This window comes from Microbacterium petrolearium (assembly GCF_054782875.1).
In genome coordinates this window covers 181,088-196,448 of the sequence record NZ_BAAGRQ010000002.1, presented here as the reverse complement: position 1 = coordinate 196,448, position 15,361 = coordinate 181,088, and the positions used below count along the sequence as shown (strand labels likewise).

The following is a 15,361-nucleotide window of genomic DNA, read 5'->3' as shown; positions in this document are numbered from 1 at the left end:
CGGCGTCTGATCGCTCGCTTCGCTCGCCTCACGCAGCGTCGGCGGGAAGTCCAGAGCCTCCGGCGACTCCGGCGACGGCTCGGACGACGGGTCTGTCATCCGCATCAATACGGCGCGACGACCACGTCGACGCGCTGGAACTCCTTGAGGTCGGAGTAACCCGTGGTCGCCATGGACTTGCGCAGCGCGCCGATCAGGTTGGTGGTGCCGTCGGCCACGGGCGCGGGGCCGTACAGGATCTCCTCGAGGGCCGCGATGCGGTCCACGCGCACCCGGCGGCCGCGCGGCAGCTTCGGGTGGTGCGCCTCGGGCCCCCAGTGGTAGCCCTGGCCCGGCGCATCGGTGGCGCGGGCCAGCGCGACGCCGAGCATGACGGCGTCGGCGCCCATCGCGAGCGCCTTGACGATATCGCCGGAGGTGCCGACGCCGCCGTCGGCGATGACGTGCACGTAGCGCCCGCCCGACTCGTCGAGGTAGTCGCGGCGCGCGCCGGCGACGTCGGCGACGGCCGTCGCCATGGGCGCGTGGATGCCGAGGGTCGCGCGGGTCGTCGACGCCGCTCCCCCGCCGAAGCCGACGAGCACGCCCGCCGCGCCCGTGCGCATGAGGTGCAGCGCCGCCGTGTACGTGCTCGCCCCGCCGACGATGACCGGCACGTCGAGGTCGTAGATGAACTTCTTGAGGTTCAGCGGCTCGGCCACGCTCGAGACGTGCTCGGCCGAGACGGTCGTGCCGCGGATGACGAAGAGGTCCACGCCGGCGGCGACGACGGTCTCGTACAGCTCCTGCGTGCGCTGCGGCGTGAGCGAGCCGGCCACCGTCACGCCGGCCGCGCGGATCTCCTCGAGGCGGGCGCGCACGAGCTCGGGCTTGATCGGCTCGGCGTACATCTGCTGCATGCGGCTGGTGGCCACCTGATCCGGCAGCGAGGCGATCTCGTCGAGCAGCGGCTGCGGATCCTCGTACCGGGTCCACAGCCCCTCGAGGTCGAGCACGCCGAGGGCGCCGAGCTGGCCGAGCATGATCGCGGTGCGCGGGCTCACGACGGAGTCCATCGGAGCGCCGAGCACCGGGATGTCGAACTGGAAGGCGTCGATCGCCCAGGCGGTCGACACGTCCTCGGGGTTGCGTGTGCGCCGCGACGGCACCACGGCGATGTCGTCGAACGAGTACGCCCGACGAGCGCGCTTGGCGCGGCCCAGCTCGATCTCCATGCTCACCCGCTCAGCCTACCCGCCGCCGTTCCGCGCCCGCCCGGAGGCCGCGGGCTCAGGCGCCGAGGGTGCCGAGGTAGAGCTCGGTCACCTTCGGGTCGCTGAGCAGGTCGCGGCCCGTGCCGGTGTAGGCGTCGCGGCCCTGGTCGAGCACGTAGCCGCGGTCGCAGATCTGCAGGCAGCGACGCGCGTTCTGCTCCACCATGATGCACGTCACGCCGGCCTTGTTGATCTCCGAGACGCGGATGAACGCCTCGTCCTGCCGGACCGGCGAGAGGCCGGCGGAGGGCTCGTCGAGCAGCAGCACCTTCGGATCCATCATGAGCGCGCGGCCCATGGCCACCATCTGCCGCTCGCCGCCGGACAGGCCCGAGGCCCGCTTCTTCAGCCCGGCGCCCTTCGCGAGGTCGGGGAAGATGCTCATGACGAAGTCGACGCGCTCGTCGAACATCTTCGGCTTCTGGTAGGCGCCCATCTGCAGGTTCTCGGCGATGCTGAGCGACGGGAAGACGTTGTTCGTCTGCGGGATGAAGCCCACGCCCTTCGCGACGAGCTTGTCGGCCTTCAGCCCCGTGATGTCCTCTCCCGCGAGCATGACGCGGCCGCCGCGGATCTTCACCTGGCCGAAGATCGCCTTCAACAACGTGGACTTGCCGGCGCCGTTCGGTCCGATGATCCCGATCAGCTCGCCCTGGTGGGCCGTGAGCGTCGCGCCGTTGAGGATGTTCACGCCGGGCAGGTAGCCCGCGTGCACGTCGTCGACCAGCACGACGGGGGTCTGCTCCGCGGTCACTTCTCGTCCTCCTTCTCGGCCTCGGCCTCGATCTCCGCGACCGTGACGTACGCGGAGGCCTCCGCATCCGTCGTCGGATCGGCCTCCACGACGGGGATGCGCCCGGTGACGACCCCCAGGTCCAGCTCCTGGTGGGCGCCGAGGTAGGCGTCGACCACGGCGGGGTTCTTCATGACCTCGTCGGGGGCGCCCTCGGCCACGACCTTGCCCTCGGCCATCACGATCACCCAGTCGGCGATGTGGCGGACCATGTGCATGTCGTGCTCGACGAACAGCACGGTCATCCCCTCCTCCTTGAGGTCGAGGATGTGGTCGAGCAGCGACTGGGTGAGGGCCGGGTTCACGCCCGCCATGGGCTCGTCGAGCATGACGAGCGTGGGGTCGGTCATGAGGGCGCGCGCCATCTCGAGCAGCTTCTTCTGCCCGCCCGAGAGTCCGGCGGCCAGGTCGTCGCGCTTGGCGTCGAGCTTGAACTTGACGAGGAGCTCCTCGGCCCGCCGCTCGATCGCCTCGTCCTGCGAGCGCCACAGCGCCGGGATCAGGCTGTGCCAGAACCGCTCGCCCGCCTGACCCGTGGCGCCGAGCTTCATGTTGTCCATCACGCTCAGGCGGCCGAGCGCCTTCGTGAGCTGGAACGTGCGCACCAGGCCCATCCGCGCCACCTTGTGCGCGGGCACCCTGGCCAGGTTGCGCCCGTCGAACGACCACGTGCCCGCGTTCGGGCGGTCGAAGCCCGTGAGCAGGTTGAACAGCGTCGTCTTGCCGGCGCCGTTGGGGCCGATCAGCGCCGTGATGACGCCGCGCGGGATCTCGAGGTGCTCCACGTCGACGGCGGTGAGGCCCCCGAAGGTCCGCGTCACGCCGTCGGCGACGATGATCGGATCGGTCTTCTTGACGCCGGGCGCGACCTCGCCGATGTGCAGGTTCGTCGTCTTCGGCCGCTGCACGGGGGCCGTCGCCGGCCGCGGCTCCTGCGGGCTGTTCTCAACGGACAAAGGTCAGCTCCTTCTTGTCGCCGAGGATGCCCTGCGGCATGAAGATCACCAGCAGCATGAGCGCCACCCCCACGAGGATGAACCGCAGCGTGCCCGCCTGGGTGGACGACATGAACGGCAGCACGCCGGCGTCGACGAGGGCGGGCAGGAAGTTGGCGAGGAAGGTCTGGATCACCCAGAAGATGAGCGAGCCGAGCACGGGGCCGAACACCGTGGCGGCGCCGCCGAGCAGCAGCGCGGTCCACACGAAGAACGTCAGCGATGTCACGTACACGCCGGGGGCGACCGCCGCCGGCAGCGCGTAGACGACGCCTCCGGCCGCCATGATCACGCCGCCGAGCACGAGCGACTGCATCTTGTACGAGAACACGTTCTTGCCGAGGGAGCGGATCGCCTCCTCGTCCTCGCGGATGCCCTTCATGACGCGCCCCCACGGGCTGCGGGTGAGCATCCACACGACGAGCACGCCGAACGCCAGCGTGAGCAGGCCCATGATTCGCACCCACCAGCCGGTCTCGTTGTAGGTCCACGGCCCGAAGCCGTAGGTGCCCGGCGGGATGGGGTTCGACTCGCGGAAGCTGCCGTGGTAGCCGGCCAGGCCGTCGGCCGATCCCGTGACGTCCTCGAACTGCGTCGTGAGGAACAGCAGGCGCAGCACCTCGGCCGCGGCGATCGTCGCGATGGCCAGGTAGTCGCCGCGCAGCCGCAGCGTCGGGATGCCCAGGATGAGGGCGAACACGGCCGCCGCGGCGAGGCCGACGAGCGCGGCCAGCCACCAGGGGAAGCCGAACGTGAGGATCGAGATCGCGTACCCGTAGGCGCCGAGGGCCATGAAGCCCGCCACGCCCATGTTGAGGAGCCCGCCGTATCCGAAGTGCATCGCCAGGCCCAGGGCGGCGAGGGCGTAGCCCATCGTCGCGGGGCTCAGGATCGAGGAGAGCGTGTTGTCGAAGATCTGCAACCAGTTCATGAGCCGCGCCTATCCGATTCGCTCGCGGCGGCCGAGGATGCCCTGCGGCCGGACCAGAAGGATGATGATGAGGACCACCAGCGCGCCCGCGTACCGCAGGTCGGCCGGGATGAACAGGCTCGAGACCTCGACGAGCATGCCGATGATGAGCGCGCCGACGAGCGCGCCGAAGGCCGTGCCGAGGCCGCCGAGGGTGACGGCGGCGAACACGAGCAGCAGCACCTGCGCGCCCATGTCCCAGCGGATGCCGGGCCGGTAGTAGGCGTACAGGATGCCGGCGAGGCCGGCGAGCGCGCCCGAGACGATCCACACCACGCGCACGACGTGGTCGACGTCGATGCCCGAGGCGGCCGCGAGCGACGGGTTGTCGCTGATCGCCCGCGTGGCCTTGCCCAGCCGGCTGCGGGTGAGCCACAGCGCGAACGCGACGATCACGACGATCGAGATCGCCATCGAGACGAGGTCGTTCAGCGTCGTCGTGATCGAGCCGAACAGCGGGATCGACACCGCCGGCACCATGGGCGGCAGCTGCTGCGTGCCGCCGCCGATGAAGTACTGGAAGACGTAGCGCAGCGCCAGCGAGAGGCCGATCGAAAGGATCATCAGCTGCACGACGCCCGTGCCCCTGCGCCGCAGCGGGCGCCAGATAGCCCAGTCCAGCACGAGGCCGAGCAGCGCGCTGAGGACGATCGCGAGGGGGATGCCCACCCAGACCGGCAGCGCGAGCGAGGCCGGCCCGACGAGGGCGAGGGCGGCGACCGCGCCGAACGTGACCATCTCGGCGTGCGCGAAGTTCGAGATGCCCGTCGTGCCGAACACGAGCGAGAGCCCGACGGCCGCGAGCCCCAGCATGAGGCCGAAGTTGAGGCCGATGAAGAGCCGCTGCACGAGCTGGTCGACGAAGCTCGTCGTGTTGCGCTCGCCCTCTCCGATGAAGAAGTTCACCGTGAGGCGGCCGCCCTGACCCATCTCGGAGGTCGTGACGTTGTTCTCGCCGTCGCCGTCCGCGTCCTCGAGCACCGCGATCCCCTCGGGGAGCGTCGACTCGTCGAGGGTCACGGTGTACTCGGCGCCGCGCTCCGGCACCTTCACCGACCAGCGCCCGTCCGCGTCGGTCTCGACCTCCTGCTCGCCGCCGGGGCCGTCGACGACCAGCGCGACGCCCTCCAGCGGCTCGCCGTCGAGCTGCACGTTGCCGCTCACGGTGTAGGGGTCGCCGTCGGCGGCGTGCGCCGGCTCGGGAGCCAGCAGCAGCGCCAGGAAGGCGGCCAGCATCGTGGCCAGCGCGACGAGGGCACCGAAGCGCCTGCCCCGCGCGGGGACGGTCGTGGAATTCATGGATCCTCCGGGTCCGGCACCAGCGCCCGCTCGGGATGTCTGCCGGACGCCGCTGTCCGACGGTAGAACCCTAATATGACGGCGGTGTTTCCAGCGCAGGCACGATGACAAACGGTTACGGAATATCCGCAGCATCGCGCGCCTTAGACTCTCTACAGCGGGATGGCCCCGATCCCGCATCGCGCAGGAGAGGCTTCGCATGACCGACCACGACCCCTTCGGCTTCGTCGGACTGACGTACGACGACGTGCTGCTCCTGCCGGGGCACACCGACGTCATCCCGAGCGAGGCCGACACCTCGTCGCAGCTCACCAAGCGCATCCGGGTGAATCTGCCGCTGCTGTCGGCGGCCATGGACACGGTCACCGAGTCGCGCATGGCCATCGCGCTCGCGCGCCAGGGCGGCATGGGCATCCTGCACCGCAACATGTCGATCGAGGACCAGGCCGCCGCGGTCGACCGCGTCAAGCGCAGCGAGTCGGGCATGATCACCGACCCGATCACCACCACGCCCGACGCGACGATCGAGCACGTGAACGCCCTCTGCGCGAAGTACCGCGTCTCGGGCCTGCCCGTCGTGGACGAGGCCGGCAAGCTCGTCGGCATCGTCACCAACCGCGACATGCGCTTCGTCTCGGACTTCGAGCGCCCCACCACGCTCGTGAAGGACGTCATGACGAGCGAGGGCCTCGTCACGGGCCACGTCGGCATCAGCTCCGAGGAGGTCGTGGCGCTGTTCGCCAAGCACCGCGTCGAGAAGCTGCCGCTCGTCGCCGAGGACGGCACGCTCGCGGGCCTGATCACCATCAAGGACTTCGACAAGAGCGAGAAGTACCCGCTGGCCACCAAGGACGACCAGGGCCGCCTGCGCGTGGGCGCGGGCATCGGCTTCTTCGGCGACGCGTGGGAGCGCGCCGAGGCGCTGCGCGACGCGGGTGTCGACGTCATCGTCGTCGACACCGCCAACGGCCAGTCGCAGGGCGTGATCGACATCGTCACACGCCTGAAGGCCGACCCGAGCTTCGCGCACATCGACGTGATCGGCGGCAACGTCGCCACGCGCGAGGGCGCCCAGGCGCTCGTGGACGCGGGCGTGGACGCCGTCAAGGTGGGCGTGGGCCCCGGCTCGATCTGCACGACGCGCGTCGTCGCGGGCGTGGGCGTGCCGCAGATCACCGCCGTGTACGAGGCGTCGCTGGCCGCGCGCCCCGCCGGCGTGCCCGTGATCGCGGACGGCGGTCTGCAGTACTCGGGCGACATCGCCAAGGCCCTCGTGGCCGGCGCCGACACCGTGATGCTGGGCTCGCTGCTGGCCGGGACCGACGAGTCGCCCGGCGAGCTCGTGTTCCAGAACGGCAAGCAGTTCAAGCAGTACCGCGGCATGGGATCGCTCGGCGCGATGCAGACGCGCGGCAAGAAGACGTCGTACTCGAAGGACCGCTACTTCCAGGCCGACGTGCCCAGCGACGACAAGCTCATCCCCGAGGGCATCGAGGGCCAGGTGCCCTACCGCGGCCCCGTCTCGGCCGTCGCCTACCAGCTCGTGGGCGGCCTGCGGCAGTCGATGTTCTACGTCGGCGCGCGCACGATCGACGAGCTCAAGGCGCGCGGCAGGTTCGTGCGCATCACGCCCGCGGGCCTGAAGGAGTCGCACCCGCACGACGTGCAGATCGTCGTCGAGGCCCCCAACTACAAGTCGGGTCGCTGATCCCGCCGGATCGCGACGATCCCGCAGCAGCGGACGCCGAAGCGGCCCCGTCCTCATCGAGGGCGGGGCCGCTGTCGTCGTGCCGGGTCAGCTCGCCACGGCCGCGGGCTGCCGCCGGCGCGCGTAGCGCTTGAGCGCGACGACCGCGAAGCCGCCGACGAGCACTCCCGCGAGCAGGGCGATCGCGAACCCCCACAGCGGGTCGATCGCGAAGAACACGAACACGCCGCCGTGCGGGGCGCGCGAGCCGACGAGCAGCAGGGTGCTGAGGAAGCCCGTCACGGCGCCGCCCAGCATCGAGGCGGGGATCACGCGCAGCGGGTCGGCCGCGGCGAACGGGATCGCGCCCTCCGAGATGAACGACAGGCCGAGCAGCCACGCCGCCTTGCCGTTCTCGCGCTCGGGGGCGCTGAACCCGCCGCGGTCGAGCACCGTGGAGGCGAACGCCATCATGAGCGGCGGAACCATGCCCGCCGCCATCACGGCCGCCATGATGTAGTACGGCACGGGGTTGGCGCCCGACGCGTCGCCCAGGCTCGCGACGGCGAACGCGTACGCGACCTTGTTGATCGGGCCGCCCAGGTCGAAGCACATCATGAGGCCCAGGATCACGCCGACGAGCGGCAGCAGGCCCGACGCGGCCAGCGCGTTGAGGCCGTCGGTGAGGGCGCCCATCAGGGCCGCGATCGGCGCGGCGAGGAAGAGGACGAGCAGGCCGCTCGCGAAGACCGATCCCAGCAGCGGGATGATCACCACCGGCATGAGCCCGCGCAGCCAGCGCGGCACCGACAGCGAGCCGAGCCACATCGCCGCGAGTCCCGCGAGCACGCCTCCCACGATGCCTCCGATGAAGCCGGCGCTCGTCAGCACCGCCACCGAACCGGCGACGAAGCCGGGCGCGATGCCGGGGCGGTCGGCCAGCGCGTAGGCGATGTAGCCGGCGAGCGCCGGCACGAGGAAGCTCATCGAGATGTTACCGATCGCGAACGCCACGGCCCCGAGGTACTGCAGCAGGCCGCCCTCCGGCAGGTGCCACAGCGCGTTCTCGACCGCGATCGTGTTCGCGACCTCGTTGATCCGGTAGCCGCCCAGCAGGAAGCCGAGCGCCATCAGCAGGCCGCCGCCCGCGACGAACGGGATCATGTACGACACGCCGGTCAGCAGCACGCGCGTGATGCGGGCGCCGAGCGACTCGGCCGGGCGCTGCCCCTCCCCCGCGTCCGCCGCGCCGGCCGTGCCGGGCACGCGCTCGGCCGCGGGGTCGGCCGCCGCCCGCGCAGCCTGGGCCAGCAGCTCGGCCGGGTGCTCGATGCCCGCCTTGACCGGGCGGCGCACGACGGGTTTGCCTGCGAAGCGCTGCGGCTCGCGCACGTCGACGTCGACCGCGAAGACGACGGCGTCGGCGGCCGCGATCACCGCAGGGTCGATGGCCGCGTAGCCGCTCGATCCCTGCGGCTCTACGTGGAAATCGACGCCGGCCTTCCTCGCGGCCGCGGTGAGGGCGTCGGCCGCCATGTACGTGTGCGCGATGCCCGTGGCGCACGCCGTGACGGCGACGATGCGCGCCGGCCGCCCCTCGACGAGGAGGCCGTCGGCCCGCGCCGCCTCCGCGGGCGCCTCGGCCGGCGTCGCCGGCTCGGAAGCGGCATCGGGAGCGGCGGTCTCGCCCGCCTCCTCGCCGATGGCCCGGCGCACGATCCCGACCACCTCGTCCGCGTCGCCCGCGGCCCGCAGCGCGGCCAGGAAGTCCTCGTCCATCAGGTTGCGGGCCAGGTGCGAGAGCACGGCCAGATGCTCCTCGGCGGCCGTGTCGGGCGCCGCGATCATGAACACGATGTCGCTCGGCTCGTCCTCGGCGCCGAAGTCCACGCCGGGCTTCAGCCGCGCGAACGCGAGCGACGCCTCGGTCACGACCGCGCTCTTCGCGTGCGGGATGGCGATGCCGCCCGGCAGGCCCGTGGCGTCCTGCTCCTCGCGCTTCCACGCGGCGGCGAACAGGGCCTCGGCGTCGGTGGCGCGGCCCTGCGCGACGAAGCGCGCGGACAGCGCGCGCAGCACGCTCTGCTTGTCGGACCCGAGATCCTCGTCGAGACTGACGAGCTGCGGGGTGATGGTGGACACGATCTCCTCCTCGAATGGGTGCGGCGGCGGTGCCGCGCAGGTGATGTCGGTGCCGGATCAGCCGACCGGACGCACGGGGATCTCCCCCGTCGGCAGATCGGCGGGCGTGGCGAGCTGCGTGCCGGGCAGCGCCGCGGTGGCGGACCCGTGCCGGATCGCGGAGCGCAGCCGCCCCGCGGCGTCGTCCCCCGCCAGATCGGCGAGCAGGTAGCCGGCGAGCGCGCTGTCGCCGGCGCCCACCGTGCTGCGCACCTCGGTGCGCGGCGGCTGCCCGGCCCACGCGCCGTGGGCGTCGATCAGCACGGCACCGTCGCCGCCGAGCGTGATCAGCGCGGACCGCACGAGCGCGGGCACGACGGGGGCGGCGAGCTCCACCGCCGCGGCGGCGGGATCGGCCGAGAACCGGCTGCGCAGCCCCGGATAGACCTGCGCGCCCTCCCGCGGCCCGAGCTCGCCGCGCGCGTCGCCCAGGGCGTACACCAGCCCGGCCAGCTCGTCCTCGTTCGGCTTGATCAGGTCGACGGCCGCGTGGGCGACGACGTACGCCAGCGGCGCGCCCGACGCGTCGACCGCGATGCGCGGCGGGCGCTCCGTGCGCTCGCGCACCGCCCTGACCACGTCGACGTAGAAGTCGGCGGGCACGCCGGGAGGCAGCGAGCCGCACAGCGCCAGCCAGGCGGCACCGTCGGCCGCCTCCACGACGGCGTCGATCAGGGCATCCGCGCGGGCCTCGTCGAGCACCGGCCCCGGCAGGTTGATCTTGGTGGTCTCGCCCTCGGGGTCCGTGAGGGTGAGGTTCGCGCGCACACGGGCGTCGATCGGCACGGTGCGCAGCCGCAGCGACGGGGGCGCGGCGGTCTCGGCGAGCGCGCGGTACGGATCGTCGCCGGCCAGCGGCAGCACGGCCGTGACGTCCCGCCCGGCGGCGGCGACGATCCGCGCCACGTTCATGCCCTTGCCGCCCGCGTCCTCGCGCGCCGCCTCCGCCCGCTGCACCTCGCTCGGCCGCAGCGGCTCCCCCAGCACCACCGTGCGATCGAGCGACGGATTCATCGTCAGCGTCACGATCACGGCGTCCACACCTCCACATCCGCCTCGGCGAGGGCCCGCGCCAGCTCGCCCCCGGGCGCCCGGTCGGTGACGAGCACGTCGATCTCGTCGAAACGGGCGAAGCGCTGCAGCGACTCCTCCTCGAACTTCGAGGCGTCGGCGAGCAGGATGGCGCGCCGCGCGGCGCGGATGATCGCCCGCTTCACGTCCGCCTCCTCGGGATCGGGCGTGCTCGCCCCGAAAGCCGCGGAGAGCCCGTTGGCGCCGATCAGCGCGACGTCGGGCCGCAGCGCGGCGATCGCCGCCACGGTGCTCGCGCCCACGGCCGCTCCGGTGATGCCGCGCACGCGCCCGCCGAGCGCGGTCAGGTCGGCGAATCCCGCGGCGGTCAGGCCCGCGGCCAGCACGACGGAGTGGGTGACGACGTGCACGCCGCCGTCGCCGAACCACCGCGGCAGCAGCTCCGCCACCGCGCCGGTCGTCGTGCCGGCGTCGAGCAGGACGGAGCCGGTGAAGGCGCGCCCGAGGCCGTCGAGCGCCCGCGCCGCGATCGCGGCCTTGGCCGGCGCGCCCCGGCGCTGCCGTTCGCGCAGATCCGCCTCGGCCGCGCTGCCGCGGTCGGGGGCGACGGCGCCGCCGTGGACGCGGCGCAGTGCGCCCGCCCGCTCGAGCGCGGCCAGGTCGCGCCGCACGGTCTCGGTGGTGACCCCGAGCCGCTCGGCCAGGCCCGCCACCGACACCCGCGCCTCGTCGAGCAGCACCCGCTCGATCAGCTCCCTGCGCTCCGTCGCGTACATCGTCCTCCCTCGGATGCACAGACGATACAACACATTCCCACAGAACCCAACACATCCACAGGTGCGCGGGCTACGTGGTCCCCGCCGTACACGACGGAGCCCCGCTCCCCTCGGGGGAGGAGCGGGGCTCGTCGCGTGCGGGCGTCAGCCCTCGTACGGGGTGTACGTGTTGTCGGGGCCGTACTGGTAGATGTTGATGAAGCCCTCGGTCGGGTCTCCGACCTCGTCGAACGTGATCGGGCTCGACGGGCCGTCGTAGTCCGCCACGCCGCCGCCGAGGATGATGTCGGCGCAGGCCGCGAACGAGTCGCACTTCTCGCCGTCGCCCGATCCGCCCGAGACCTCGATGAGCTTCTCGGCGATCGCCGCCGAGTCGGTCGACTGCGCCGCGAGCGACGCGAGCGCCAGCAGGATCGTCGCGTCGTACGACTCCGGAGCGTACGTGTAGTCGGTCAGCGCCTCGCCGCCCGACTCCTCCAGGAAGCCGTCCAGGCCGTCGATGAAGTCCTGCACCTGGTCCGGGGTCGGCCCGGGGTAGGTGCCCTTCGCGCCCTCGAGCAGGCCGGCGGGGAAGTCCGCCTCGTACGACGCCATGTTGCCGTCGACGAGGAAGACGTCCTCCGCGGCGAAGCCCTGCTCGATGAGGCTCGGCAGGATCGTCTTCGCCTCGTCGAACGAGATCACCGTGATGGCGTCGGGGTCGGCCGCCAGCACCTCGGAGATCTGCGAGTCGAACGACGTGTCGCCCGGGTTGAACGTCGGGGCCGCGACGACCTCGCCGCCCGCGGTCTCGAACGCCTCCGTGATGTACTTCGCCAGGCCCGTGCCGTACGAGTCGTTCAGCACGATGAGGCCGAGCGTCTGGTGCCCGAGCTCGGCGACGAAGTTGCCGTGCACCTCGCCCTGCAGCACGTCGGACGGCGCCGTGCGGAAGTAGAGGCCGTTGTCGTCGTACGTCGTGAAGGCGTCGGAGGTGTTGGCCGGCGAGAACTGGATGACGCCGGCGCCCGTGACCTGGTCGATGAACTGCAGCGAGACGCCCGACGAGGCGGCGCCGATGATCGCGGCGGGGTCCTCGCTCAGAAGGCGGGGGATCTCGGCCTCGTACGCCTTGTTGTCGAGGTCGCCCGAGTCGCCGTGCACGATCTCGACCGACAGGCCGGTCGTCTCGGCGTACTCGTTGATGAGCGACTCGGCGTAGTCGACGCCGGCGATCTCGGGCGGGCCGAGGAACGCGAGCGAGCCGGTCTGGGGCAGGGCCGTGCCGATCGTGAGCGTCAGCTCCTCGCCGGGGGTCACGGGCTCGGCGCTGTCGTCGGGCGCGGCCTCGGTGCCGCCCGCGCAGCCTGCGAGCACGAGCGACGCCGCGCCCGCGAGCGCGGCGAAGCCGAGCAGCGCCTTCCTGGATCGAACCATCGGGGTATGTCCTTTCGAAGTGGCTTCCGCGGGTTCGGGTTGAACACATCGCCCACGGTTGCACGCACGTTACCCCGGAGGATGTTTCCGGTATGTTTTCGCGACGTTTAATGACTGAGCAGTATGCCCAGCGACACCGGATCGTTATCTTCCGCGTGCCCTGCGGATGCGACGGCCCTGCCGCACCATGTCGACCACGAGCACCGCGCACGCGAGCCACACGATCGCGAACCCGGCCCAGCGCTCGGGCGGCATCGGCTCGCCGAGCAGGAAGGCGCCGGTGACGAACTGCAGGATGGGCGCGATGAACTGCAGCAGGCCGACGGTCGTCAGGGTGACGCGGCGCGCGCCCGAGGCGAAAAGCAGCAGGGGGATGGCGGTGGCCACCCCCGCGAGCGCGAGCAGGACGGCGTGCACCGGCCCCGCGGTGCCGAAGGTGAGGCCCGTCGTGAGCGCCACGATCACGAGCTGCACGATGGCGATCGGCGTGAGCCAGAACGTCTCGAGCGCCAGGCCGCTGACGGCGTCCACGGCGCCGCCGATCCGGTTCTTGACGAGGCCGTACAGTCCGAAGCTGGCCGTCAGCGTCAGGGCGATCCACGGCACCGATCCGTACGCCACCACGATGACGAGCACGGCGACCACCGCGATGCCGATGGCAGCCCACTGCAGCGGGCGCAGCCGCTCGTGCAGCACGAGCACGGCGAGCAGGACCGTGGCGATCGGGTTGATGAAGTAGCCCAGGCTGGCCTCGACGACATGGCCGGTCTGGGTGGCCAGGAGGAACGCCTGCCAGTTGACGTAGATGAGCACGCCGGCCACCGCGGTCCACAGCGCCAGGCGGCGATTGCGCAGCACCGCGAGCATGCGCGTCCAGCCGCCCGCGATCGTCAGCACCACGGCGCAGAAGACGAGCGAGAGCAGCACCCGCCAGCCGACGACCTCCCACGGGCCGGTCGGCGCGAGCGCGACGAAGTACAGGGGCAGGAAGCCCCACAGCAGGTAGGCCCCGAAGGCGTACCCGGTGCCGAGCACCCGCTCCCGATCCGGATCGACGATGCGGGCGGGAGGCGGCACGGGCACGGTCACCGGATCAGGCTACTCGCGCCGCGGCGGCCACCCGGCGCGCACGCCTGCCAGATGCCGCGCGATTCCCGCCGATCCGGCACGACCGATCCGGGGACGACGACCGATCCGGCACGACCGATCCGGGGACGACGTCCGATCCGGGGACGCGCGTGGATCGGGAACGACGAAGGCCCGACCCCCTTGCGGGAGCCGGGCCTTCGCGCGAGCTGCGTGTCAGCGGACGACGACCGCGAGGACGTCGCGGGCCGAGAGCACGAGGTACTCGTCGGCACCGAACTTCACCTCGGTGCCGCCGTACTTGCTGTACAGGACGCGGTCGCCGACGGCGACGTCGAGCGGGACGCGGTTGCCGTTGTCGTCGATGCGGCCGGGGCCCACGGCCACGACCTCGCCCTCCTGGGGCTTCTCCTTGGCGGTGTCGGGGATGACCAGACCGCTGGCAGTGGTCTGCTCGGCCTCGACCTGCTTGATGACGATGCGGTCCTCGAGCGGCTTGATGGAAACCGACACGGTGTACCTCTTCTTTCCCTGTGCTGTCAGAAGACTTGAATTCGCACTCTCGCGCGGAGAGTGCTAACGCCAAGTGTAGGGACCCGTTGGCACTCTCGCAACGCGAGTGCCAACCCCCGTCGCCGTACCCTGAGGGGATGGATCGGTCCGAGCTCGATGCCCTGCTCACGCGCGAGGGGCTCGCGCTGCTCGACTCGCTCGATCCCGTCGAGACGGCCGCCGACGTGGCGCGCGCCGTGTCCCGCCTGCGCGCCGCGGGGCACTCCCCCGACCTCGTCTCGGCCGTGGTGGGCCAGGTGCGGCTGCGGCAGCGCGGCGCGGTGAAGTTCGGCGCGCTCGCCGAGCGCATGCTCTTCACGCGCGCGGGGCTCGAGCAGGCCACGCGCCTGACGGTCGCGACCCACCACGCCGAGCGGATGCGCCGGGCGGGCATCGGCCGCGTGGCGGACCTCGGATGCGGGATCGGCGGCGACGCGCTCGCGTTCGCCGGGCTGGGGATCGACGTGGCCGCGGTCGACGCCGACGAGGTCACGGCGGCGCTGGCCGCGTACAACCTCGCGGCCTTCCGGCCGGGCACCACCGTCACGCACGGGCGCGCCGAGGACGCCGACCTGTCGTCGGTCGATGCCGCGTGGCTCGATCCCGCGCGGCGCACGGCGGGCCACGCCGAGACCAGGCGCGTGGCGGCGTCCGACTACTCGCCGCCGCTGGACTGGGCCTTCGGGCTCGGCGACCGCGTGCCGACGGGCATCAAGCTCGGCCCCGCGCACGACCGCGACGCGCTGCCCGACGACGCCGAGGCGCAGTGGGTCAGCGCCGACGGCTCCACGGTGGAGCTCGTGCTGTGGTCGGGCGCGCTCGCGCGCGACGGCGTGCGGCGCGCGGCCCTCGTGCTGCGCGACGGCGCCGCGCACGAGCTCACCGCCCCCGGCGACACCGAGGACGAGCCGGATCGGCCCCTCGGCGCCTTCGTGCACGAGCCGGAGGGCGCGGTCATCCGCGCCCGCCTCGTCGGCGACGTCGCCCGCGCGCTCGACGCGGGGCCGATCGCCCCGGGGATCGCGTACCTCACCGGCGACGCGGCCGTGACGAGCCCGTTCGTGTCGAGCTTCCGCGTGCGCGAGACGCTGCCGGCCGACGTGAAGGGCCTCGGCAAGGCGCTGCGGGCGCGCGGGATCGGCACGCTGGAGATCAAGAAGCGCGGCGTCGACGTGGATCCCGCCGCGCTGCGCCGCAAGCTGGCGCTGCGCGGCGACGAGTCGGCCACGCTCCTCCTCACCCGGGTCGGCGGCCGCCGGCTCGCGATCCTCGCCGACCGCGTCTGACGCCGCGAGCCCGACCCGTGGCGGGTGCGGCAGAC

General features: G+C 72.2%; 13 protein-coding genes. 2 read left to right on the top strand and 11 right to left on the bottom strand.

Translation table 11 applies throughout. The annotated features are described in order from the left end of the window. Positions 1-104: 104 nt before the first annotated feature. Genes ACYVJ0_RS02905 through ACYVJ0_RS02885 form a run of 5 tightly spaced genes read right to left on the bottom strand, consistent with a single transcriptional unit; the run spans position 105 to position 5,310 of the window. A complete protein-coding gene (locus ACYVJ0_RS02905; protein WP_460815986.1) occupies positions 105-1,214 on the bottom strand; it encodes a GuaB3 family IMP dehydrogenase-related protein in 1,110 nt (369 codons plus the stop codon). 55 nt (positions 1,215-1,269) lie between these two features. Beyond that, complete coding sequence (locus ACYVJ0_RS02900) at positions 1,270-2,007, bottom strand: ABC transporter ATP-binding protein (RefSeq protein ID WP_449853493.1); 738 nt, start codon at positions 2,005-2,007, stop codon at positions 1,270-1,272. Next, entirely contained in the window at positions 2,004-2,954 is a 951-nt protein-coding gene (locus ACYVJ0_RS02895) for an ABC transporter ATP-binding protein (protein WP_460815984.1), read from the bottom strand. Before ACYVJ0_RS02895 ends, ACYVJ0_RS02900 begins: the two co-directional genes overlap by 4 nt. 37 nt (positions 2,955-2,991) lie before the next feature. Further along, complete coding sequence (locus ACYVJ0_RS02890) at positions 2,992-3,972, bottom strand: branched-chain amino acid ABC transporter permease (RefSeq protein ID WP_460815872.1); 981 nt, start codon at positions 3,970-3,972, stop codon at positions 2,992-2,994. 9 nt (positions 3,973-3,981) lie between these two features. Continuing rightward, on the bottom strand, positions 3,982-5,310 hold the full coding sequence (locus ACYVJ0_RS02885; RefSeq protein ID WP_460815870.1) for a branched-chain amino acid ABC transporter permease: 1,329 nt from the start codon (positions 5,308-5,310) through the stop codon (positions 3,982-3,984). Between the two features lie 199 nt (positions 5,311-5,509). Here ACYVJ0_RS02885 and guaB point away from each other — a divergent pair, with 199 nt between their 5' ends. Beyond that, entirely contained in the window at positions 5,510-7,018 is a 1,509-nt protein-coding gene (guaB, locus tag ACYVJ0_RS02880; RefSeq protein WP_449853496.1) for an IMP dehydrogenase, read from the top strand. A gap of 87 nt (positions 7,019-7,105) precedes the next feature. Here the strand turns inward: guaB and ACYVJ0_RS02875 are convergent, their stop codons facing one another. The 6 genes from ACYVJ0_RS02875 to groES form a co-directional block, all read right to left on the bottom strand. After that, entirely contained in the window at positions 7,106-9,142 is a 2,037-nt protein-coding gene (locus ACYVJ0_RS02875) for a PTS fructose transporter subunit IIABC (RefSeq protein WP_460815983.1), read from the bottom strand. A 54-nt stretch (positions 9,143-9,196) separates the two neighbouring features. Continuing rightward, on the bottom strand, positions 9,197-10,219 hold the full coding sequence (locus ACYVJ0_RS02870) for a 1-phosphofructokinase family hexose kinase (protein WP_460815867.1): 1,023 nt from the start codon (positions 10,217-10,219) through the stop codon (positions 9,197-9,199). After that, positions 10,207-10,986, bottom strand: coding sequence for a DeoR/GlpR family DNA-binding transcription regulator (locus ACYVJ0_RS02865; RefSeq protein ID WP_460815866.1), 780 nt, complete (start codon positions 10,984-10,986; stop codon positions 10,207-10,209). Before ACYVJ0_RS02865 ends, ACYVJ0_RS02870 begins: the two co-directional genes overlap by 13 nt. Before the next feature lie 144 nt (positions 10,987-11,130). Further along, positions 11,131-12,402: an ABC transporter substrate-binding protein gene (locus tag ACYVJ0_RS02860; protein ID WP_449853497.1), complete on the bottom strand. Its 1,272-nt coding sequence runs from the start codon at positions 12,400-12,402 to the stop codon at positions 11,131-11,133. 144 nt (positions 12,403-12,546) lie between these two features. Then, a complete protein-coding gene (rarD, locus tag ACYVJ0_RS02855; RefSeq protein ID WP_449853498.1) occupies positions 12,547-13,491 on the bottom strand; it encodes an EamA family transporter RarD in 945 nt (314 codons plus the stop codon). Between the two features lie 213 nt (positions 13,492-13,704). Beyond that, complete coding sequence (gene groES, locus ACYVJ0_RS02850; RefSeq protein ID WP_039394204.1) at positions 13,705-14,001, bottom strand: co-chaperone GroES; 297 nt, start codon at positions 13,999-14,001, stop codon at positions 13,705-13,707. A gap of 137 nt (positions 14,002-14,138) precedes the next feature. Here groES and ACYVJ0_RS02845 point away from each other — a divergent pair, with 137 nt between their 5' ends. Next, entirely contained in the window at positions 14,139-15,326 is a 1,188-nt protein-coding gene (locus ACYVJ0_RS02845) for a class I SAM-dependent methyltransferase (protein ID WP_460815863.1), read from the top strand. Positions 15,327-15,361: the final 35 nt, after the last annotated feature.